The organism is Rhodococcus sp. 06-462-5, from assembly GCF_002258315.1.
Taxonomy (GTDB): Bacteria; Actinomycetota; Actinomycetes; order Mycobacteriales; family Mycobacteriaceae; genus Rhodococcoides.
Window position 1 is genome coordinate 236352 of the sequence record NZ_NOYD01000001.1, and the last position, 21256, is coordinate 257607.

The 21256-nt window shown below is 65.6% G+C and carries 19 protein-coding genes; 5 read left to right on the top strand and 14 right to left on the bottom strand.

What is annotated here, in order from left to right:
• The first annotated feature begins 110 nt into the window (after positions 1-110).
• Together CH251_RS01140 and CH251_RS01145 are read left to right on the top strand one after the other, a co-directional pair.
• Complete coding sequence (locus CH251_RS01140) at positions 111-2579, top strand: transglycosylase domain-containing protein (RefSeq protein ID WP_373454895.1); 2469 nt, start codon at positions 111-113, stop codon at positions 2577-2579.
• Between the two features lie 11 nt (positions 2580-2590).
• The gene (locus tag CH251_RS01145; RefSeq protein WP_179273675.1) at positions 2591-4144 is read left to right on the top strand and encodes a glycosyltransferase family 87 protein; all 1554 of its coding nucleotides are present in this window, start codon (positions 2591-2593) and stop codon (positions 4142-4144) included.
• On the opposite strand, the gene CH251_RS01150 is transcribed toward CH251_RS01145, so the two are convergent.
• From CH251_RS01150 to CH251_RS01190, 9 genes are all read right to left on the bottom strand, one after another.
• Positions 4119-5342 (bottom strand): TerD family protein, encoded by a 1224-nt coding sequence (locus CH251_RS01150; protein ID WP_256978742.1) that lies wholly within the window; start codon positions 5340-5342, stop codon positions 4119-4121. The two genes, CH251_RS01145 and CH251_RS01150, sit on opposite strands and share 26 nt — an antisense overlap.
• Positions 5343-5432: 90 nt before the next feature.
• Positions 5433-5660, bottom strand: a complete 228-nt coding sequence (locus CH251_RS01155) for a helix-turn-helix transcriptional regulator (protein WP_094611434.1) — start codon at positions 5658-5660, stop codon at positions 5433-5435.
• Positions 5660-6259: a hypothetical protein gene (locus CH251_RS01160; RefSeq protein WP_256978743.1), complete on the bottom strand. Its 600-nt coding sequence runs from the start codon at positions 6257-6259 to the stop codon at positions 5660-5662. The genes CH251_RS01155 and CH251_RS01160 overlap by 1 nt, the downstream gene beginning before the upstream one ends.
• Before the next feature lie 81 nt (positions 6260-6340).
• A complete protein-coding gene (locus CH251_RS01165) occupies positions 6341-7087 on the bottom strand; it encodes an ESX secretion-associated protein EspG (RefSeq protein WP_094611435.1) in 747 nt (248 codons plus the stop codon).
• 2 nt (positions 7088-7089) lie between these two features.
• Complete coding sequence (locus CH251_RS01170) at positions 7090-8481, bottom strand: PPE domain-containing protein (protein WP_094611436.1); 1392 nt, start codon at positions 8479-8481, stop codon at positions 7090-7092.
• A gap of 40 nt (positions 8482-8521) precedes the next feature.
• Positions 8522-9325: an HAD family hydrolase gene (locus CH251_RS01175; protein ID WP_179273676.1), complete on the bottom strand. Its 804-nt coding sequence runs from the start codon at positions 9323-9325 to the stop codon at positions 8522-8524.
• Complete coding sequence (locus CH251_RS01180; RefSeq protein ID WP_094611437.1) at positions 9322-11655, bottom strand: phosphoribosyltransferase; 2334 nt, start codon at positions 11653-11655, stop codon at positions 9322-9324. Before CH251_RS01180 ends, CH251_RS01175 begins: the two co-directional genes overlap by 4 nt.
• Positions 11652-12800, bottom strand: coding sequence for an HpcH/HpaI aldolase/citrate lyase family protein (locus CH251_RS01185; protein WP_094611655.1), 1149 nt, complete (start codon positions 12798-12800; stop codon positions 11652-11654). The genes CH251_RS01180 and CH251_RS01185 overlap by 4 nt, the downstream gene beginning before the upstream one ends.
• 23 nt (positions 12801-12823) lie before the next feature.
• Complete coding sequence (locus CH251_RS01190) at positions 12824-13909, bottom strand: hypothetical protein (protein ID WP_094611656.1); 1086 nt, start codon at positions 13907-13909, stop codon at positions 12824-12826.
• A gap of 220 nt (positions 13910-14129) precedes the next feature.
• Here CH251_RS01190 and CH251_RS01195 point away from each other — a divergent pair, with 220 nt between their 5' ends.
• Together CH251_RS01195 and CH251_RS01200 are read left to right on the top strand one after the other, a co-directional pair.
• Complete coding sequence (locus CH251_RS01195) at positions 14130-14705, top strand: TerD family protein (RefSeq protein ID WP_032396932.1); 576 nt, start codon at positions 14130-14132, stop codon at positions 14703-14705.
• A gap of 92 nt (positions 14706-14797) precedes the next feature.
• Positions 14798-15895, top strand: a complete 1098-nt coding sequence (locus CH251_RS01200) for a DUF475 domain-containing protein (protein WP_094611438.1) — start codon at positions 14798-14800, stop codon at positions 15893-15895.
• Positions 15896-15918: 23 nt separating this feature from the next.
• Here CH251_RS01200 and CH251_RS01205 read toward each other — a convergent pair whose 3' ends face one another.
• The 5 genes from CH251_RS01205 to CH251_RS01225 form a co-directional block, all read right to left on the bottom strand.
• A complete protein-coding gene (locus CH251_RS01205; protein ID WP_094611439.1) occupies positions 15919-16284 on the bottom strand; it encodes a helix-turn-helix transcriptional regulator in 366 nt (121 codons plus the stop codon).
• A gap of 127 nt (positions 16285-16411) precedes the next feature.
• Positions 16412-17455 (bottom strand): hypothetical protein, encoded by a 1044-nt coding sequence (locus CH251_RS01210; protein ID WP_094611440.1) that lies wholly within the window; start codon positions 17453-17455, stop codon positions 16412-16414.
• Positions 17452-18633, bottom strand: coding sequence for a sensor histidine kinase (locus CH251_RS01215; RefSeq protein ID WP_094611441.1), 1182 nt, complete (start codon positions 18631-18633; stop codon positions 17452-17454). Before CH251_RS01215 ends, CH251_RS01210 begins: the two co-directional genes overlap by 4 nt.
• Positions 18633-19331 carry a response regulator gene (locus CH251_RS01220; RefSeq protein ID WP_094611442.1) on the bottom strand — a complete coding sequence of 233 codons (699 nt, stop codon included), beginning with the start codon at positions 19329-19331 and terminating at the stop codon, positions 18633-18635. Before CH251_RS01220 ends, CH251_RS01215 begins: the two co-directional genes overlap by 1 nt.
• 21 nt (positions 19332-19352) lie before the next feature.
• Positions 19353-20756, bottom strand: coding sequence for a DUF2029 domain-containing protein (locus tag CH251_RS01225; RefSeq protein ID WP_094611443.1), 1404 nt, complete (start codon positions 20754-20756; stop codon positions 19353-19355).
• A 161-nt stretch (positions 20757-20917) separates the two neighbouring features.
• Here CH251_RS01225 and rpsF point away from each other — a divergent pair, with 161 nt between their 5' ends.
• Positions 20918-21205: a 30S ribosomal protein S6 gene (gene rpsF / locus CH251_RS01230; protein ID WP_008711385.1), complete on the top strand. Its 288-nt coding sequence runs from the start codon at positions 20918-20920 to the stop codon at positions 21203-21205.
• The last annotated feature ends 51 nt before the right edge of the window (positions 21206-21256 follow it).

Sequence of the window (21256 nt, forward strand, 5' to 3'; positions counted from 1 at the left end):
AGGGTCGTCCTCCGATGCCTCCTGCCGGCCAACGACCTGGACCTCCCCCTGGGCAGCGCCCCGGCCCTCCGCCCGGGCAGCGTCCGATGCCGCCGCAGGGTCGTCCTCCGATGCCCCCTCCCGGCCAACGACCTGGACCTCCTCCCGGCCAGCGCCCCGGCCCTCCGCCCGGGCAGCGTCCGATGCCGCCGCAGAGCCGGCCCGTTCAGGGCAGGCCGCCGGTGGACCCGGTGAGTGGACGTCCCGCAGGCGAACGTCCCTACGGCGAACGTCGGTACGGAGAGCCGCCGATCGCGCCTCCGGTTCGGTCCGCAGCCCCGATGGGCGTCACTCGGTCCGGCTCCGTGCCACCACCCCACGAACCGAACGATCCATCAGTTCTCTCCTCGGGCAGTGAACCGCCCGAGCCGCCCGAAAGAGGTCCCGCCGCGAAAACGAAGAAGAAGTCCAAGTGGCGGGTCGTTCGACGCACGATGTACGCGTTGATCGCCCTGGGTCTGATCGTGCCCATCCTGGCGTTCATGGTCGCGTACACCGTCGAGGACGTGCCGCGTCCCGGCGACATCAGGACCAACCAGGTCGCCACGATCTTCGCCGCCGACGGCTCGAGTGTGCTCGGCAAGGTGGTGCCGCCCGAGGGCAACCGCACCGACGTGACGATCGACCAGATTCCGGAGCATGTGCGCAATGCCGTGCTCTCGGCCGAGGACCGCGATTTCTACTCCAACCCCGGATTCTCGGTGACCGGTTTCGGCAGAGCGCTACGTGACAACGTGCTCGGACGCGACAGCGCAGGCGGCGGTTCGACCATCACCCAGCAGTACGTGAAGAACGCTCTGGTCGGTAACGATCGGACGCTGACCCGCAAGATGCGCGAGCTCGTCATCTCCTCGAAGATGGCGCGTCAGTGGTCCAAGGACGACATTCTCGCTGCGTATCTCAACACCATCTACTTCGGCCGCGGTGCGTACGGCATCGCTGCCGCGTCGACGGCGTACTTCGGCAAGTCCGTCGATCAGCTCTCGGTCGAAGAGGGTGCAGTCCTCGCGGCGGTCATCCAGCAGCCCTCCAACCTCGATCCCGAGTTCAACCCCACCGGTGCCCAAGCGCGTTGGGACTACGTGCTCGACGGCATGGTCACCCAGGGGCAGCTCGACGCGACCCAGCGAGCCGCGATGATGTTCCCGGCGGTGGTCCCCACGTCACAGGTCGATACCGGCGATGCCCAGGATGCCGGGCCGGACGGTCTGATCAAGGCACAGGTGCTGCGTGAGCTGTCAGCGGTGGGTATCAGTGATCAGGACCTCAACACCGAGGGCCTGCAGATCACGACGACCATCGATCCGAAAGCGCAGGCGGCGGCGGTCGATGCCGTGAACAGCAATCTCGAGGGTGAACCGTCCGAACTGCGGACGGCCTCGGTGTCGATCGATCCACGCACCGGCGCGGTCCGCTCGTATTACGGCGGAGCGGACGGACGAGGATTCGACTTCGCGCAGTCCGGTTTGCAGACCGGATCCTCGTTCAAGGTGTTCGGTCTGGCCGCGGCGCTGGATCAGGGCATTCCGCTCTCGAAGATGTACGACAGCTCGCCGCTCGACGTCAACGGCATCGAGATCAGCAACGTCGAGGGTGCCTCCTGTGGAACGTGCACCATCGCCGAGGCGCTCAAGCGGTCGCTCAACACGAGCTTCTACCGCATGATGCTCAGCATGGACAACGGTCCGCAGGCCATCGCGGACATGGCGCACACGCTCGGCATCCCGCAGGAGATCGAAGGCGTCGGCCCCACCCTCACCGAGCCCGACAACGCAGGCCCCAACTACGGAGTCGTCCTCGGCCAGTATCAGTCTCGCGTCATCGACATGGCTTCGGCCTACGCGACACTGGCTGCTTCCGGCGTCTATCACACTCCGCACTTCGTGCAGAAGGTCGTCACCGCCGACGGCACCGTGCTTCTCGACCGTGCTCCCGAAGCCGGCCAGCAGGTCGTCTCGGCCGCTGTCGCGGACAACGTGACCTCGGCGATGCGTCCGATCGCCGGCTACTCCAACGGTCACAACCTCGCCGGCGGTCGTCAGTCGGCAGCCAAGACCGGTACCGCTCAGCTCGGAGACACCGGGCAGAACAAGGACGCCTGGATGGTCGGTTACACGCCGTCACTGTCCACGGCCGTGTGGGTCGGCACCGAGCAGGGTCTGCCGCTCGAGAACAGTTACGGCGGACCGATCTACGGATCGGGCATACCGTCGGACATCTGGAAAGACACGATGGACGGCACGTTGGAGGGCACCTCTAACGAGACCTTCCCGACGCCGGAGGCCATCGCGGGTCAGGCCGGGGTGCCGCAGTACTCCGCACCGGCCCCGACGGCGACGGTGGCACCGTCGACAGCTCCGCCGCAGGTGACCCTGCCGATTCCGACGGAGATCTCGCCGCCGGTGGTCATCACTCCGCGGCAGGTCGAGATTCTGCCCGGCGTCACCATCCCGCTGCCAGGGCTGGCACCGGCGCAGCCCGCACCTGAACCGGCGGCGCCCGAACCCGCAGCGCCCGAACCAGTGGCGCCCGGGCAGTAACGACTCCAGCGGTGACGACCGAACCCGAGCGCAAGGGTCGAGCAGTGGCCAGCCCCGGTCGCCTCGACTCGGCGAGTGCAGCAGACCGCGATCTACCCAGTCGTACCGATCCGATGACCGAGGAACTGTCCTCGGTCATCGGCGGGCCGGTCGGCAAGCACGCGCTGATCGGTCGGCAGCGGTGGTTCACCGCGCTACGGGTCGTTCTGCTGCTGGCGGTGGTATTCCTGTGCTTCGGTTGGTTCGCCAAGGCTGCGTGTATCCAGCAGGCACCGGTGGGACCGGGCGGCGAGCTCGGACTCGATTGGAGTGGCAGCAGGCAGTACGTGGCGATGTGTTATTCCGACACCGTGCCGCTCTACGGTGCGGAGCGACTCGATCAAGGTGCATTCCCGTACAAGAAGTCCTGGGAAGAAACCAAGGCCGACGGGTCGAGTCAGATCAGGTACATGGAGTACCCGGTGCTCGCGGGGCTGTACCAATACGGCTCGATGGTCGTCGGAAAGGCCTGGAACTCACTGAGTTTCCTGCCTCAGGCGTTGCCGGTCGTCGTCTACTTCAACGTGGTCGCGCTGGGATTGGCCGTCGCCTGGTTGGTCACCGTATGGGCCACCGCGATAGCTGCAGGACGCCGTATCTGGGATGCCGCACTGGTGGCGGCCTCGCCGCTGGTGATCGTGCACGGATTCACCAATTTCGATGCTCTCGCAACGGCTTTCGCGCTCACCGGTTTGCTGGCGTGGGCCAAGAAGCGGCCGGTCCTGGCCGGGGTGCTGATCGGTCTCGGCGGTGCCACCAAGCTCTATCCCCTGCTGTTCCTCGGGCCCCTGCTGGTGCTGTGCTGGCGCACCGGAAAGATGCGTGAGTGGGGCATCACCGCCTGCGCGGCGCTCGGGGCCTGGCTCGCGGTCAATCTTCCGCTCGCACTGCTGTATCCGTCGGGATGGTACGAATTCTTCCGGCTCAACTCCGAGCGCGGTGCCGACCCGGATTCGCTGTACAACGTCGTCACCTCGTTCACCGGCTGGACCGGTTTCGACGGTCCCCTGTACCCGGGCGACAAACCGTTGGTTCTCAATGCCGTGACGCTCGTGTTGTTCGCCATCGTGTGTGCGTTGATCGCATACATCGGCACGACGGCACCGACGCGGCCGCGGCTCGCGCAACTGGTGTTCCTGGTGGTGGCCGGGTTCCTGCTCACCAACAAGGTGTGGAGCCCGCAGTATTCGCTGTGGCTGGTTCCGTTGGCCGTACTGGCGCTGCCACATCGCCGAATTCTGTTGGTGTGGATGACGATCGACGCATTCGTCTGGTTCCCGCGGATGTACTACTACCTGGGTGTGGAGAACAAGGGCCTGCCCGAACAGTGGTTCACCGCGACCGTCCTGGTGCGCGATGTCGCCGTGATCGGATTGTGCGCGTTGATCGTTCGGCAGATCTATCGCCCGGGCGAGGATCTCATTCGAAACGGCAGCGCCGTCGACCCGCTCGGTGGCGTGCTCGACGGCGCTGCAGATCGGACGACAACCGCCCGAAAGGTCACATATAGCGGCCCAGCTGTTTGACGGCTTCACCGGCGTGCTTGGCCTGGATGCCGTCGCCGATCGCCTGGAGCTTCCATTCACTGCCCTGGCGATACACCTTGGCCATCACCAAGCCGGTGAAGGGCATGCCGCCCTGGAGTGTGAAGCGAGCGAGTTCGGTGTTGGTGGTGTTGTCCACCAGCCGGCAGAACGCGTTCGCGACCTGCTCGAACGTCTGACCGCGGTACGAGGTGACGGTGAAGATGATGCCGGTGACGTGCTTGGGCACCCGCGTCAGGTCGACTACGATCACCTCGTCGTCGCCCTCGCCCTCGCCGGTGAGGTTGTCGCCCTGGTGCACGATCGAGCCGTCCTTGGCCTTGAGCTGCCCGTAGTAGACGACATCGTTGACGTTGCGGTCGGCGAGCATGATCGCCGACGCGTCCAGGTCGATGTTCGCGGCTCGGCCTCCGCCGCCGAACAGTCCGCCCTTCTTCGGAGTGGTCACCGGATCCCAGCCGAGGCCCATGCGGATGACCGTCAGAGCCACGCCGCCGTCCTTGCGGAGGGTGACCTTCTGGCCCTTCGTGAGGCTGACGGGCTTGGACTTGGTGAGGCTGACTTCCGGAGCCTCGGTACGGACCGGGGCGGCGGGTGGTGCGGGAGGCGCAGCGGGCGGCGGTGGAGTGGCGGGAGCGGGAGGAGGCGTCGGTGCGGGAGCAGGGGCGTCGTCCACTGACACACCGTGGTCGGTCACCAGGGCGGCGAACCCGCCGGCGTAACCCTGCCCGACGGCTCGCACCTTCCAACTTCCCTGACGGCGGTAGATCTCCAGTGCGATCACGATCGACTCCGAGCTCAAACCGTCGATCGTGTACTCGTACAACACGTTTCCGCTCGCGTCGCTCACTCGCGCGACGGGAGCGGCGGATCGACCGAAGTTGCTCGACGCGTCGTCGAGGGTGATGACAGCGCGGATCTGCTCGATGTCGGCGGGAACTGCAGCGAGCGACACGGCGAGCCGGGCCGGTCCGCCCTGACCGGGCTCGAGGCGTACGCCGGGGCCGGTGGGCTGGTTGAAGAACACGAAATCGGCGTCGGTGCGCACTTTTCCGGCGTCGGTGACCAGTAGCGCAGACAGGTCCGCGGGTACGGCCAGCGAGATGGAGACGACGACGTCACCGACGGTGAGTGGGCCGTTCTGACCCTTGGACAACGGTTGACCGGCCGGAGCAGACAATGTGATGGACTCTCTCTCGTAGTGCTGGTTACCGTCATCCAATGTACTTGTTCGATTTGTCCGACTGGTGCGGCTGCGTTTCGGCGGACGTCAGATCTGGCGCAGGGTGAACAGGTCGCCGGGTGCGCAGCCGAGGGCGCGACACACGGCGGTGAGTGTCGAGAATCGGATGGCCTTGGCGCGGTCGTTCTTGAGCACCGACAGATTGACGACGCTGACTCCGGCGAGACGCGAGAGCTCGGCAAGCGTCATGCCGCGGGCGTCGAGAATCTCTCCCAGATGGCAGACGACGAGATGGTCGACGAACTCTTCCGCCATCAGACCAGCCCCTCGGCATCGCGAGCGAGCTTGGTGCCCTGAGTGATGGTGGCGTAGACGAACTGGAGAAACACCGCTACGACGACTGCCACGTAGAGGCCGACGGTCGATAGCGACGACTTTGCGACGTCCGATAGCTCCAGTGCGCCGACGACACTGTTCGTGCCCAGCAGATTCATGAAGCCGGTGACGGCGGGATAGACGGCGATGCAGACGCCGATCATCATCACGTCGGTGCGGGCGGCGTTGGTGAACGGGTTGCCCACGATGACGCGGTCGCAGAATCGGTAGACGAACAGCAGCCCGACCAGAATGATGACCATCCCTACGACGATGGACCCGTAGCGCATGAAATCGATGATGCCCATCAGTCGGGTCAGGTCCGCTTTGGGCACGCTGAGCTCGATCGAGTTGCCCGGTTCCAACCGACCGCCGAACAACTCGGCTGGTGGTGTGCCCGATTGCAGTTCCAACCGCGCGAGGACGTCCTCAGACGAGTGGTACTGCCACAGCCTCCTTCCCGACCACACCACCGCGATTGCCGCGTACAGGGCCATTGCCCATTTGTTGGCCCGTGCCGAGCCGAGTCCATATGCCATGCCGACGCCTCCATATCGATAGTCGATAACAACGAATATCGATAACCTATCGAAAATCGATACGGTGTCAAGGGCTGACAGTCATTGCCTCAGCGCGACCGCCACGTGCCCTTCGATCTCCGACGCCAGCCCGGCACTATCGGCGGGCGCAATCTCGATCGACTCTGCGGAGTGAACGATGTACCGGCCGTCCCGCTCGAAGTCCATCCAGAAGAACGAGACGGCATCGGTGTCGCGGCGGTTGTCGTAGGTCGTGCCACGCGCGACGATGATCTCGCCGACTGCCGACCGTGGGCGGTCGAAGAACGACCGGAACTGCTCGTCCGCTGTCGCTCCTCTCGTTGCGGTGGACAGATGCGATCCACCCGATTGCGCTGCAGCAGTGACGCGTTCGAGTCGCTCGGCCGGTCGATGGCCTGCAGCGACATTCGGCACGGATCCGAGAACTGCGGCGGGGGCGCCGTCCGGGCCGGTCAGTTCGATCGTGACGTCACCGCCGGAGGAGGCGTCGGGGCCCGGTTGCTGAGTGAGCACCGCGGCCGTGTCGTGACGAATCGCTGCGTGACTGCGCATGATTGCATAGCGGGAATCGGTTGTCTCGCAGCGACATTCGATACGAACGATCGGGTCGACGATGCTCCGAACAGCTGCGCCGAGCTCCTCGTCCATCATCGCATCGATCCTCGCCGACGCCTCCAGTCGCAGTTGCCGCAGTTCGTCCACGGTATCGACGTCGATGGTGACCGCCAGGGGGTACGGCAGTCGGTCGCGTCCGAATCGACTGCACAGCATCATGAAGTCGATGCCGGGCATGGTCCAGGTCGTCATCGTCAGCCGCCGAGTACCGGAGGTGCAACGAGAGGTAGATCGCCGATCAGTTCGCTGCCGTTGCTCACGTCGACCAGGTAGCCGGGAGTCGCGTGTTCGCCGCCGTTGTCGCCGGCTCCCCGCGCGCCTGCTGCGCCCATGGCACCCATTCCCGGCATGCCGTGGGCTCCCGCACGGCCGGCCGCTGCCGCGCTGCCCAGTCCGCCGCCCGCACCGTTGCTGCCTGCCCCGTTGCCGCCCGCCCCGCCGCCGATCGGAGGGCCGAGAACCGATCCGCCGTAACCCGATCCGGCACCGGCACCGGAACCGCCTGCGCCTGCATATCCGGCACTGCCGCCGTAGCCCGAACCACTGGATCCTGCGAAGCCGCCGCTGCCCGGTCCCGTTCCGCCGTAGCCGCCGCCGGGACCCGCGCCGACCCCGGATCCCGCACCACCACCGGATGCGCCGGGCCCGGTGGCCGATGCGGCACGGGTTTCACCGGAGTTGTCGGCCGGAGGCAGGGAGCCCGAACCGCCGGCCCCCGCCTGCTCCGATGGCGTACCGGCCCGACCCGTTTCGGCACCCTCGGCACCGCCGGGTTGCGCCTGTGTTGCAGCCGTCGGGGCCGCCGAATCCGCCCCACTCGCACCACCGCTTCCAAAAGCCGAACCGAGACCACCGCCCCCGACGGAATTGCCGAGGCCCCAGCCGCTGCTGGAACCGCCACCGTCGGCGACCGGATTGTGCGCGGCCGGCAGTACCGGGACCTGGGAATCGGACTGCAGCACCCCTGGTACGTAGACCGAGCGCATGATTCGACGCGCTTCCTCCTGCTGCTCCTCCCGGGCCGACACTGCATCCTTCGCGGCGAAGGGAATGGGCAGAAGGGAATCGATCATGGCGCTTCCACCCGGCGGAACCACCGGCGGCATCCTCGACTGCGTCTGGGTGAAGCCGGAGTGCGCCTCGAGCAATTTGTTGCTGATCAGGCTCATCGAGGTGGACAACGAGTTCGCCGACGAGACGTAGTTGCCCACACCGCCGCGGACGGCGTCGGCTGTGGGTCCCGACCAACCCGACGCCATGGCCGCCTCGATGCCGGACCGGAAGCCGTCGGATCCGGTGGTTGCGGCGGCGGACAAGTCGTTCCAGTTCTTGGACGAGCCTTCGATGGGGCCGGTTCCCAGCGATCCGACCATGGCCACGATCTGCTCGTGCGACATCACCTCGAACGCCTCGGTGATGACCACTTCGGTCGGCTCGAACTCGCCGCGGTAGTCGAGGGCCACGTTCGCCTTCTCGAATGCAGCTTCCAGGACGGATCCGAGAAATTCGGGGCCCATCGGGGTCACGAACGTACTGGTGACGATGTTGTCGATCGCCGCTGCGAGTTCCTCGTACGGATCCGTCATGCCCACCCCTTGCCCTACGTCCTGTCTCCCCGACGAACAGTTAGACGCGGCGCACGGCGGTTCGGTTCCGCAGCCATTCGAGAATTTCCTCGCTGGCCCGGACGCCGGAGGAGTCGGTGACGGTCAACCCGGGCCGGGTGAATCCGAGCAGCTCGAGTTCGCCATGCCGTGGTCGGATCGCAGCATCGGCGGCGATGAGCATCTCGGCGTCGAGTGCGCCGTCACCGGCGGCGAACAGTCGCGCCTCGGCTTCCAGCGTGCCGTCCTGGATCAGTCGGGACCGCACCTCGGCAACCGCAGAGCTCTTGCACACCGCGTTGGGCATCGTGTAGATCTTCCGACCCTGCTGCGAGACGTTCCAGTCCCGAGCGGCGCACCACTGAGACCACTCCGTGACGAAACCCTCGGGCACAGCGGCCGTGTCCACCACCAGGTAGCAGAACAGGCCGTCGGCCTCGCGGTACTTGAGCACCCAGTCCTCGGAGACCCGCGCTCTGAGCTCCGCGCCGATGCCGGCCAGATCCAGGTCGAAAGCGTTGCGCCACTGCATGTCCGGCTCACCGTCGACGAGGATGTTGCCGCCGTTGCTGGTGATGGCATACCGCCAGGGTGCCCCGGGCAGCGCGATCCGCTGAAACTGTTCGATGGTTCGCGTGGTGGTCGGCACCACGACCGTGGTCTCGCTCAACTCCCGAAGCAGCGAGACCGAGTGAGAGCTCATGTAGGACAGCGGTTTTCCCTCGTACATCTCCACGCACTCGAACGAATCGTCCAGAAGTACACCGAGTGCGCCCTCGGAGAAGATCATCGTGCGGTCGAGATCCACCGCGACGACAGTGCTCACGACGCGTCCCCGCTCGAGACGTTCTTGATCAGCCCCATGCACGAATAGGCGAGGTCGGGCACCACGTCCACCGGCACTCCCCTGGCCGCGGCGAGCATTCGAATGTGTTCGTGCTCGGGCGCATCGGCGTCCCGCACCAGTACCCGCCACGGGACCCGGCGCAGCAGCACCCGAGTGGTTTCGCCGACTCCGGGCTTGACGAAATTGACGTGCGAGATGCCGTACTCCTCACGCACCTTCTCCACCGATGCCCATCCCGTCCAGGTGGGGGTTCGGTCCGAGGCGAGCACGGCGGTCACCGAGGCGGCGACCTCGTCCCGGACGTCGTCGAAACGCGCAGCGACGGTGTCGAGCAGGTGACGCGAGACGTCGTCGGGGGCGAGATCGGCGTAGTACTTCGCGCCGTGGAAATCCCCGGGACGAATCAGGCTGTCGTTGAGGACGGTTCGTGAAACCAACCCCGAGACGGTCGAATTGAGGCAGGCGGACGCGATGAGGAAATCGTCGCGGGTGCCGTACGTGCGCGCGCAGTTGCCCGGATCGGCGAGCACGGCGAGGTCGTCGTCGAACTCGGCACCCGGAAAGTCGCGGAGGGCGGCGGTGAGTTCGCGAGCGATCGCACCCTTGCCGGTCCAGCCGTCGACGAACACCACCGAGCGTGAGTCGTGGTGTTCGGCGAGGTAGCGCAGTGCCACGGCGTCGATGCCTCGATCACGCACGATCGAGACGGCGTAGTGCGGAATCTCGATGCCGTGGGCCGCGAATGCCCAGCGGCGCATCAGAATTCCGACGGGTGTGCCCGCCCGAGCCAACGACGCGAGTGCGATGTCGTGTCCGCGCTCGGCCAGCACGACCTCGGTGACGGTTCCGACCGCGACCGCCAGCCGTGACGCGCTCTCCTGCAGCACCTTCTCGAACAACTCGCGGTAGGCGAGATCCGGTTGATACTCGACCGGAAGCGATTCGGCGTAGTGGGCCTCGCCGGCCTGAATGCGCTGCTCCCGCTCCTCGATTCCTGCTTCGAGTGAGACCGACGAGAGGTCCTTGAGCAGCCACGTCACTTCGTCCGCTGCGTACGAGCCGAATTCGGGTCCGCGGAGCGGGCGTGCGCGCCGGGAAACCTCGAGCGCCACCGGATCGGCTCCCGTCACGACCACCAGGAGTACGTCGGTGCCCGAGGCGGCGAGTGTCTCGGCGGCGGCCGCGAGGGTGTCGGTGTCCGCGGGGGCATCGGCGACGAGGACCAGTGTGGTCTCGTGCGGGGCGGACGCGTTGTAGAGGTAGCGCAGTCCCGATTCGTCCTCGGGTGCAGCGAATTCGAAACCTCGGCGTAGGGGATAGTCGGGCACGTCCAGCACGTATGCCGGTGACCGAGTTGTGGTTTGGAACAGGGCATGGTGTCCCCGTTTCTGCAGGGCCGCCGCCAGCCGGAGCGGCAGATACATCAGTTCCTCGTGGCCGATGACGACCACCGGTGCCGATTCGGGGAGCGAGCCATCCACGGTGGCTGCGAGAGCGTCGATCGCGGAGTCGAAACCCGCCGCGTCGGATCGGAGGAATCCGTGGCGCCCGCCGTCGGGCAGGGTCGCGGGCCAGTGGGCGTCGACTCGATGAACCGAACCGGATTGTGCAGCAGTGGGATTGAAGACCGGATCGGGTAGGTCCAGCACCGTCTCCACCAGTCCCGGCTCGAGCTCCACCGATCCCTGCGCCAGGCTCACGTTGTCGATCCGAACGCCGAGTTCGGTTGCCACCGCAGCGGCAGCAGCAAGATGCTCGGCGGTGCGCATGTCCACCAGGGATGCGATGACGTAGTGCGCGCGCCCGGCCGTCGAGTGAATCTGTCGCAACGCATCCAGCGCGGTCGCTCCGGTCGAGATCTCGTCGTCGACCAGTATCAACGGCAGGTCGCCGGCGAGAAGGTCGGCCGATGTGGGCATCAGCAGGTGGTCGGTGGCGTGCGAGTGCCCCTCCTCGAACTCGCCGTGCACCGTCATGCCGGGTACGGCGCGACGCGTCGAGTGCAGGTAGCAGTGCGCGCCCAGAGCCGAGGCGACCGTGTGGCCCAATCCCGTTGCTGTTTCTGCGAATCCGAGAACATCGACATCGGAACCGTCCACCGCGGTGTGCACCAGGGCAGCCAGTTCGTTACCGGCGGCGATCACGACGTCCGGATCGACGGGTATGTGTTTGCCGAGCACCGTCGAGACCAGCAGGTGGGCGCGGCGGGGGTTGCGACGCAGGCCGGGACGCACCAATTGTGTTGCTGTCCAGGACGACGACGAACCGGTGTCGGTGAGCGCGATGCCGTCGGCCGGGTTCGCGTTCATCGCTGTGCCAGTGCGGTCAGTAGATCCACGAACGTGATCCCCTCGTTGGTGACGCCGAACGCCCTGGCGCGCACCACCGTCTGCTTCGCCCAATTGCGGTGCGGGCCCAGCTCGTTCATCTTGTTGCGGTAGCCGGACGCTTGGACGCCACCCTGGTCGGAGGAGAGAATGTCGAGTGCGTCGTGGTACTCCTCGTGCGTCACCGCGGACAGCGCGTGCACGGCAGGCACATGCGAGGGGTGGATGACGGTCTTGCCCTGAATACCGTTCGCACGGTCGAGTGCCACCTCGCGCAGCAGGGCGTCGAGGTCGCTGCTGACCATTTGCTGGCGGAAGCGTACGGCCTCTTGATCGACGAACGGCGTCTGACGCAGCAGTGGACGGAACATGCGTTCGTGGTCTGCGAAGTACTCCCACACCGGCCCGGTGATGACGAATCCCGATCCGTCGTACCGGCCGAGGTGATTGACGATCGCGCTGATGACGTCGGCGACGACGCGGACGTCGTAGATCGTCAGGTCGCGGTCGCGGCGGATGCCGAAGGTGCCGCACATGTCGGTGGCGCCGATGCGCACCGCCAGCACGACGTCGCGGTATTCACCGAGCAGTTCGCGAATGGCAACCAGTTCCGCGTCGCGGGTCTCCCGGTGCACCACTTCCGGTGATTCGAGAACCGGCATGGCGAACAGACGGCTGCCGTGTGTCTTCGACGCAGCGACGATCTCGTCGAGGAACTCGGCTCCGCGTGCCGCGGTGAACTTGGGTACGACGAATCCGGCGAGCCCGGCGGCACCGTGGTCGAGGCCTGCGCAGATGCTGCGGATGTGCGCGGCGGTACGGGCCCGAACGAACACGAGCGATCCCGAACCCGAGAGTTCGTTCAGAGTTCGCACGGTGTTGGCCAACGCTTCTTCCAGATCATGGTCCGCCACAGCGTCTTCGAGGTCGATGACGATCGACCGCACGCCCTCTTCGGTGCGTTTGTTCACCGTCGCAGTCAGGTCGGGACGGGTGGCCGGGATGTACAGCGTTGCGCCGAGAGCCGTTGCCACGAGGTCGTTTCCGTCGCTCGTCTCGATGTCTTCCGGTTGCATGAAGAACACTCGTTCACGGGTGTCTGCGTCGAGATGGCGAAAGTGTTGCACCACTGTCCTTCGTGTGAATGTAGTCAGTGCGAGGTACGCATGCGGTCGATCACGCCTGCGATGAAGTCCGAAATGGTATCCAGATCCTGCAGATATGACCAGTAGTCGGGGTGGGTACCCGTCAGCGCTGTGCTCGCCCTGTCGATCCGGGCGAGCTGAGCATCCAACACCGAGCCCCATTCGGCAACCAGACCGCGATTGATCGCGAGTTGTTGAGCGTCACGAAGTTTGAACCGCACTTTGTTCTCGGTCTCTTTCGGATCGGCCTTGACCGCGCGCAGGAGACGAACGCGGTCGGTGACCGCGTCGACCAGCTGTTCGGCATCACTGAGGTGTTGACGGGCTTGGGTCACCAGATCCAGTGCGTGTTCGGGATTGCCGGCGCCGAGTGCAGAACGGGCCGCGCTCAGATCCTCGTCTGCCTGCTCGATGTGGCGCGCACTCGACCGCTCGTTGCGAGACAGGTCTGCCGAGCTCTTGGCGTTGAACTCCCGAAGCAAGCTCGAGAAGGCAGGCGCAATGCCCTCGGATCTCGTTCGCACGGCTTCGATTCGGGTGCGCACCGAGGCCAGTGCCGTTCTGGCCTCCTGAAGGCGTCCCGGGGCCGAATCCACTGCAGCACGCAGTGCGGCCGCCCGGTCGCGGACCTGGGCGGCATGCTCTCGGGCGCGCAGAGGGTCGCGCTGATCGGTCTGCAATTGCGTTGTCGCCGAATCGAGTTCGCGCCACGCCTGCCGGAGTGAGGGGTAGCCGGCAAACTGCTCGTCGACGGTGGAGCGGGCTGCGTCGGCCTCGGCCAAAGCGTCCTGGACCAGGCGCGGGGTCGCGGCGAACTGAGCCGAGGCCTGCTCGAGGGTGCCTCGATGGGCGTCGTAGAACCGATCCACGGCACTGCTGGCATCGTGCAGAAGCGCGGTCGCTCGGTCGAATGCCGATCTGGCGGCAGGGGTGGTGATTCCGTCGAACTCCTCGACGGCGGCGAGGTAGGCGGCTCCGGCGTCGAAACATTGCTTCTCGGTGTCGGACCATCGGCCGGCGAGTCGATCCTGGGGGCGAAGTGCGGTGGAGGCCTCGACGCCCGCCGAGGCGATGGATTGACGCTTGTCCATGTCGAGAAACGCGGCGACAGCGTTGTCCTGGGAACGACGCGCGGCGGCGTCCGATTCGGCACCCCGGCGGAACACCCCAGGCCAGCGACTTGTCACCTGTTCGATAGTACCGACGGGAACCCTGGCGATGTCGCAGTCGTTGGCGGAGTACGTCCAAGAACCGGACATTCCCACTACGGTTGAACCCGTAACGGGAAACCAATTGCGAAAGGACCTCTCCATGGGCGTCAGCCTCAGCAAGGGTGGCAATGTCTCGCTCACCAAGGCAGCTCCGAACCTGACCGCGGTCGTGGTCGGTCTCGGATGGGACATCCGCACGACGACCGGCACCGACTTCGATCTCGACGCCAGCGCCATCGCTCTGAACTCGACGAAGAAGGCCTTGAGCGACGGCCACTTCGTGTTCTTCAACAACCTGAAGTCTCCCGACGGCTCCATCGAGCACACCGGCGACAACACCACGGGTGAGGGCGACGGAGACGACGAGCAGATCAAGGTCGATCTCGCCGCGGTACCGCCGGAGATCGAGACCATCGTCTTCCCCGTGTCGATCTACGATGCGGACGCACGCTCGCAGTCGTTCGGACAGGTGCGCAACGCCTTCATTCGCGTCATCAATCAGGCCGACAATTCCGAGCTCGCTCGCTACGACCTCAGCGAGGATGCGTCCACCGAGACCGCCATGGTCTTCGGTGAGCTGTACCGCAACGGCGCGGAGTGGAAGTTCCGCGCGGTCGGTCAGGGCTACGCCTCCGGACTCGCCGGAATCGCACGCGATTTCGGAGTAAACGTGTAGTAAAGGCTCTCTCAAGATTGGGAGTACCCCCGCCTCGTCGTTCATGATGGGCGGGGGTTTTTCCGTCTTTAGTCTCGAGAGAGGCCACGCCAGTGGTTGTGAAGATCTTCGGATGGTCGATCGCGGTCACCATCGTGTCCGTCATCGTGGCTTTCCTGTACGGCGGGATCGAGGCGATGATCCTCGTCCTCATCCTCGGTGTACTCGAGGTGTCGCTGTCCTTCGACAATGCCGTCATCAATGCCACCGTGCTGCGACGCATGAGCGAGTTCTGGCAGAAGATCTTCCTCACCATCGGCATCATCATCGCCGTGTTCGGCATGCGGCTGCTGTTCCCGCTGGTCATCGTCTGGGCCGCGTCGGGCCTCGGTCCGGTCGCCGCCATCGACCTGGCGCTCAACCCGCCCGCCGACGGTGCCGCGACCTTCCCGGACGGCTCACCCAGCTACGAGACACTCCTCACCGACGCGCATCCGCAGATCGCGGCCTTCGGTGGCATGTTCCTGCTGATGCTCTTCCTCGGCTTCATCTTCGAGGATCGCGAGATCACCTGGTTGAGCTGGCTCGAGAAGCCACTCGCGCGCATCGGACGCCTCGATCAGCTCTCCGTGGTCGTCGCAGGCCTGCTGCTGGTCCTGAGCGCCGAGTTCCTCGCCGAGGACGACAAGATCTCCACCGTCATGGTCTCCGGCGTGCTGGGCATGATCACCTACATCGCGGTGAACGGACTCGGTGAACTCTTCCACGTCGAAGAAGAGGGCGAAGAGTCCTCGGGCGGACCGAGCGAACTGGCGAAGGCGACGGGTAAGGCCGGGTTCTTCCTGTTCCTCTACCTCGAGGTGCTCGACGCGTCCTTCTCCTTCGACGGTGTCATCGGTGCCTTCGCCATCACCGCGGACCCCATCATCATCGCGCTCGGCCTGGGCTTCATCGGTGCGATGTTCGTCCGCTCGATCACGGTGTTCCTGGTTCGCAAGGGAACGTTGTCCGATTACGTGTATCTCGAGCACGGTGCGCACTGGGCGATCGGTGCGTTGGCCATCATCCTGCTCGTCTCGATCGGTGTGCACATCAACGAGCTGATCACCGGTTTCGTGGGAATCCTGTTCATCGGAGCCGCCCTGCTGAGCAGCATCCGACGCAACAAGCGCCTGGAGAACGAGGGCGTGGATACCGCGGTCAGCGTCTGACCGGCGGTCTCACCGGCCCGAGTTCACAGCTCCGAGATATCGACCAGCCCGTCCTGCAGGGCGCGCGCGACCAGGGCCGCTTTGGTCGGTGCCGGGCGCCCGACAGAGGTGTACTTGGCCCGAATTCGGGTGAGGTGGGTGTTGACGGTGCCGAGCGAGAGAAACAGTGCCTTCGCCACCTCGGTCTTCGAGTCGTGTCGGATCCAGCAGAGCAGCACCTCGATCTCGCGGCCGGTCAGATCCGGTCGCGGTGGGAACGGGCTCGCGGCGGCGGGAACGGGGTGTATCTGCATCGGGGGTGGAACGAGGCTGATCGGTCCGCGTGAACGACGCGTCGTCGGGACTCCGGAGTCGTTCGCGGAGGGCAAGGGTTCGAGCAGTGCAGACATCAAATCTCCCGGACGCCGAAGTGGGTTGAGACCAACTAAACCAATGTGGTCGATTCTCACAGGTAATTCGCAGGTTTTCTGCCCTGACTATTAGGGGCATTGAACTGTCAACCGTCTCGTCACGGTCTCACGGAGCTACGACAGTCTTCCGGCCGTCGGCGTCGAGTTCGATCCGCACGTCGGCGCTCAAGTCGCTGACCAGGATGGATGCGATCCTCGCGCGGCCCGGCGGCAGTATCCGAGCGGTCACCACCCCGCCTGTCGCACCCCTGAGCGCGTCGGAAACCGCGGTGCTCACTCGGGCGGAAACTGTGGGATGAGCCATAGCCAACCCGCCGTCGTCGAGCAGAACCACCTGCACTCCCCGGGCCCGGGCAGCCCGCGCGTGCGCGGCGACCTCGTCCGTCATCAGTCCCGGTGCCCGCAGCCGATCTCGCAGAGTCGCCTCGAGAAGTCCGCAGGCCTGCCGCTCGGCGGTATCGAGACCGGAGCCGCTCGCGATCTTCTCCAGCAACGGACGCGCGAGAAAGTCCAACTGCTCGAGTTGACGATCTCGCTCGTCGAGGCCGGCGGACGTCGCAGCGTCCTCCGCCGCGCGGCGACGAGATTGAGCACGCAGCTCGAAGACCGCCGCGGCAGTGGAGCGAAACGTCAGTGCGAAGAACGTTGCCATCACCAGAGGGGCGAAGCTGATGGCCGACATGGCGACGCCGACCATCGGGCCCTGGTCGGTGGCGGCCGACCAGACCGCACACACTGCGACCACCGCGGCCATCGCCGCCCACCCCAGGGCGGTGCGACCCCGAACACTGACGAAACCGCACAGGGCGACCGCAGCACTGAGCGGCCAGGTCTGCAGCCCGTTGGCGACCGGGACGGGCACCTGCGAGAGCACGATGGCCGTGGACACCGGAGCGGCCGCGCCGATGGCCGTCGCCCATCCTGCCCCGAGCGGATCGCCGGGCACGGCCACCAGCGCGAACGCTGCGAATGCCACCACCAGCACCGCCGCCTGCACGAGCCAGACACTGTGCACGCCCTCCGAAGCGGTGAAGTTCATCAGCGAGTAGGTGCCGAACAAGGTCGCGGCGACTCCGTATGCGCTGGCGGTGTTCATGCCGAGGAAGGCCCGGACGTCGCGATCGGCGTCGACGGCGTGGTTGTCGGTCATGTCGTCTCGACCATGGCTCGGTACGTCAGTGTCACGACGGTGCCGCGGCCCGATTCCGACGTCACCTCGGCCGATCCGCCCTGCAGCTGGCGCATGCGGCCTCTGATGCTGACGGCGAGCCCGAGCCGGTGCGGGGCAACCGACGCGGGATCGAAGCCGTACCCGTCGTCGCGGACATCGATGCGCACCGACTCGGAGTCGACGCGGACGTGCACCTCGCGCCTGGCGTGTTCACCCGCGTGCCGGACGCTGTTGCGCAGCGCTTCTGCAGCGCTCGCCGACAATGCGCGCACCGCCTCCATCGGCAGTGTCGAATCCCGCGACAGCGCGTCGGTGTCGGCATCGATGACCACTTCGTCGTCCACTTCGGTCAGTGCCGACCGGAGGTAGGCGAGGAAGCTGTCGGGTCCGACCGGTTCGGTCGAGGAGATGCCCGCACGCAATCGATCGAGCCGCGTGAGCGCCGTGGTCGATTGAGCCGACAGCGCCGGGCTGTTGCCCGCGCGTGCGGCGGAGAGCAGCGTCGACATGACGTCGTCGTGGATCAGTGCGTCGAACCGTTCGCGCTCCACCGATCTCGCGGCGCTCGCTGCCGCGGTGGCGGCCTGAGATTCGGCGGCGAATCGCGTCGTGTCGAGCAGACGGCCGGTCCGGACCGCCAATGTGACTGTGACGGTGAAGATTCCGCAGAAAACGATGCCGAAGACGATGTCCGAGAACAGGGGGACGTTGCCGTGATCGATCCGGCTGTAATAGTTGACGACCTGGCCGAAGGAGGCGACGAAGAGCAGGTACGCGAAGATTGCGCGATTGGACCACGCGATCGCCGTCGTGACCGAGATGAGGCCGGGAAACATTGCGATCCAGGCAGATTCGGTCAAGTCGAGTACCGGGCCCTCGAAGGCTGCCGGCCAGAGCACTTGGCCGATCAGATACGCGGTGGCCATCAGTGTGACCAGGGCGCGGATTCGCTCGATGCTCCAGCTGAACGAGGCGTACGCCAGACAGAGGGCAGGTCCGAAGATCGCGCACACGAACAGTGGTGTGTACCAGGGTTGCAGTCGATCGAACTGCGACAGGATCTGCGGTCCCAGCAACACCAGGTAGGCGAACGCGCCGGCACTCGCGAACCGAGCCATGTAGCGCGAGAGGCGTTCCTCTGCGCTCGAACCCTGCATCAATCCTGCGGAGGTAGTTCGGGCATCGGGAGCCAGCCGTCCTCGACCGCTCGCTTGTACAGGTCGGTCTTCGTCGGTGCCGGACGCCCCGCCTCGGCGTACTTGTTGCGGATCCTCACCAGGTAGTCGTTGACGGTCTGCTCGGACAGTCCGGCCAGGCGGGCGACGCGTCCGGCCTTCTCGCCCGACGCGTAGAGGGCGAGTACCTCACGCTGGCGTGGACTGAGCCCGACGTCGGGAAGCTGCGGATCGCCGTCGATCGCGGCGGCCCAGTCCGTGGTGACGACCTGTCCGCCACTCGCTGCGCGCCGGATAGCAGAGACGATCGCCGCCGCAGGTGCGGATTTTCGGACCACACCCAACACGCCTGCCCGGGCCGCCGAGCGAACCAGAATGGCGTTCTCGGCACCGGTGTAGACCAGCACGCGCGCACCGGCGGCGTGCAGTTGCTCTACGTTGGAGCGGGGCGAGGACCCGTCACCCAGACGAAGATCGAGTACCACCAGATCGAGGGTCTGCTGCTGGGCGAGCAACTCTGCGACGGTGGCGGCGGTGGACACCAGTTCCAGGTCGGGTTCGTCGGCGAGCATCGCCCTGAGTCCGAGCGCCACCGATTCGTGGTCCTCGACGAGGCCGACGCGTCGTACTTCCGTGGTCCGCTTTTCGGCGTTCTCCTGTGATCGCGACACCTGCGTCATGTCCCCGCCCCGCTCTGCGCCCTACTGCCCCGATGATCCCGTCAGCGATGTCGCTGCTGGTCGGCGCGATAATACCGACTCCTGGTCTGTTTCGCCGGTCATCGGAATTCGCATGCGCGTACGGATGAACAGCACGAACAGCACCACCAGCAGCAGCGCTCGTCCCCACACCCCCACCAGAACGAAGAACTCCTCGTCCTCGGCGTCGACGCCGGAGGCCAACGCGGCGAAGTACTTGAAGACGCCGATTCCCATCGACAGATCGACGACCAGGTACGCGGCGACGAGACCCCACGGGACCCGAAGCAACACCAGGAAGGGCAGCAGCCAGAGCGTGTACTGCGGTGAGTGCACCTTGTGCAGCAGCATGAATCCGCACAGCATCGATCCGCTCACCGCGACCCACGGGTACGTTCCGAGAACCTTTGCGCGACGCCAGCCGAGCCACAGCGCGAGCGCGAACGCGGCGAACACCAGCAGCGGCGACGCGACGTCGACCACATCCTGGAAGGACGCCTCGGCCTCGGCGTAGGCATCGGGAGTCATCTGGTCGTTGATGTAGAAGTGGCGCAGTCCCCAGTACCAGATGGAGTTGGTCGTCAGGTCTGCCTGCCGCAGCGACTGGAACGTGAAGGATGCACGCCACCCCTCGTAACCGAGCACTGCGAACGGCAGGTTCACTGCGACGACCGTGCCGATCGCGGCACCGGCGACCATCAGGCCGCCGCGGATGTCCCAGCGTCCTCGGATGGTGTCGGCGGACTCACGCCCGTCGATGCCGCCGGTGACCACGTACGCGATCAGGGGCAGCACGAATGCGCCCGGATAGAGCTTGAGACAGAAGCCGACGGCCAGCAGCACCGACGCGAGAATCGCTCTGCGCCGCAGCGGCATCGGCAGTGTCATGACGAAGATCGCGCCGACGGCGGCAGCCACGACGGGAAGCTCCCAGTTGTGGAAGGCGTACATCACCAGAGGCGGGCCGATCGACCACAGCAGGGCGGGCCAGCCGGCCATCCGGCCCAGCATCCACGCGGTGAGCAGACCGAACGGCGCGAGAATCAACGCCGAGGTCAACAGGAACTGCGCATCGGTGTGGGCGGGAATGGCTCCGAGCCACATCAGCAACCCACTGAGGACGGGGTACTCCACCGTGCCGCCGGTGAGGATTCCGTCGCTGGTGATGGCTCCGTGGATGTAGGGAAAGATGTGATTGTCGATGTCTCGGCCGAGCCACAGGAACTGGATGTCGGAGTAGCAGACCGAGGAATCCTTGATGGCGTCGAACACCGTGCTTCGACCGGAGGCGTCGAACGGCGCGACCGCGCATCGGGCCTTGTTCAGATATCCCAGAATCAATCCCACCGCAGCCATCGCGACGACCACGACGACCGTCATCGGATTGGCGCGGACCCCGGATCGCATGGTGCAAGACTATGACGCGCGAACGCCGGACCGTGCGCCCGACGCGAATTAGCAGGTCAGGGCCCTGTCGTGTATCTTCGAGGGGTTGCTGACGCAACGACCCTCCTGCCACGGATAGTCCGTGGCCGTTTTCACTAGTCCACAGGAGGTGATGAGGTCTTATGCGTCATTACGAATTGATGGTCATTCTCGACCCCAATCTGGACGAGCGCACTGTCGCTCCGTCGCTCGATACGTTCCTCAACGTCGTTCGCAAGGATGGCGGCACCGTCGACAAGGTCGATGTGTGGGGCAAGCGTCGTCTGGCCTACGAAATCCTCAAGCATGCCGAGGGCATCTACGCCGTTGTGAACCTCAACGCCGAGCCTGCCACCGTCAGCGAGCTGGATCGTCAGCTCGGACTCAACGAGTCCGTTCTGCGTACGAAGGTCCTGCGACAGGGCAAGTAATTGTCGTTGCCCGCCTCTAGGCTGGCATCTACAACGCTTACTACTGAAAGA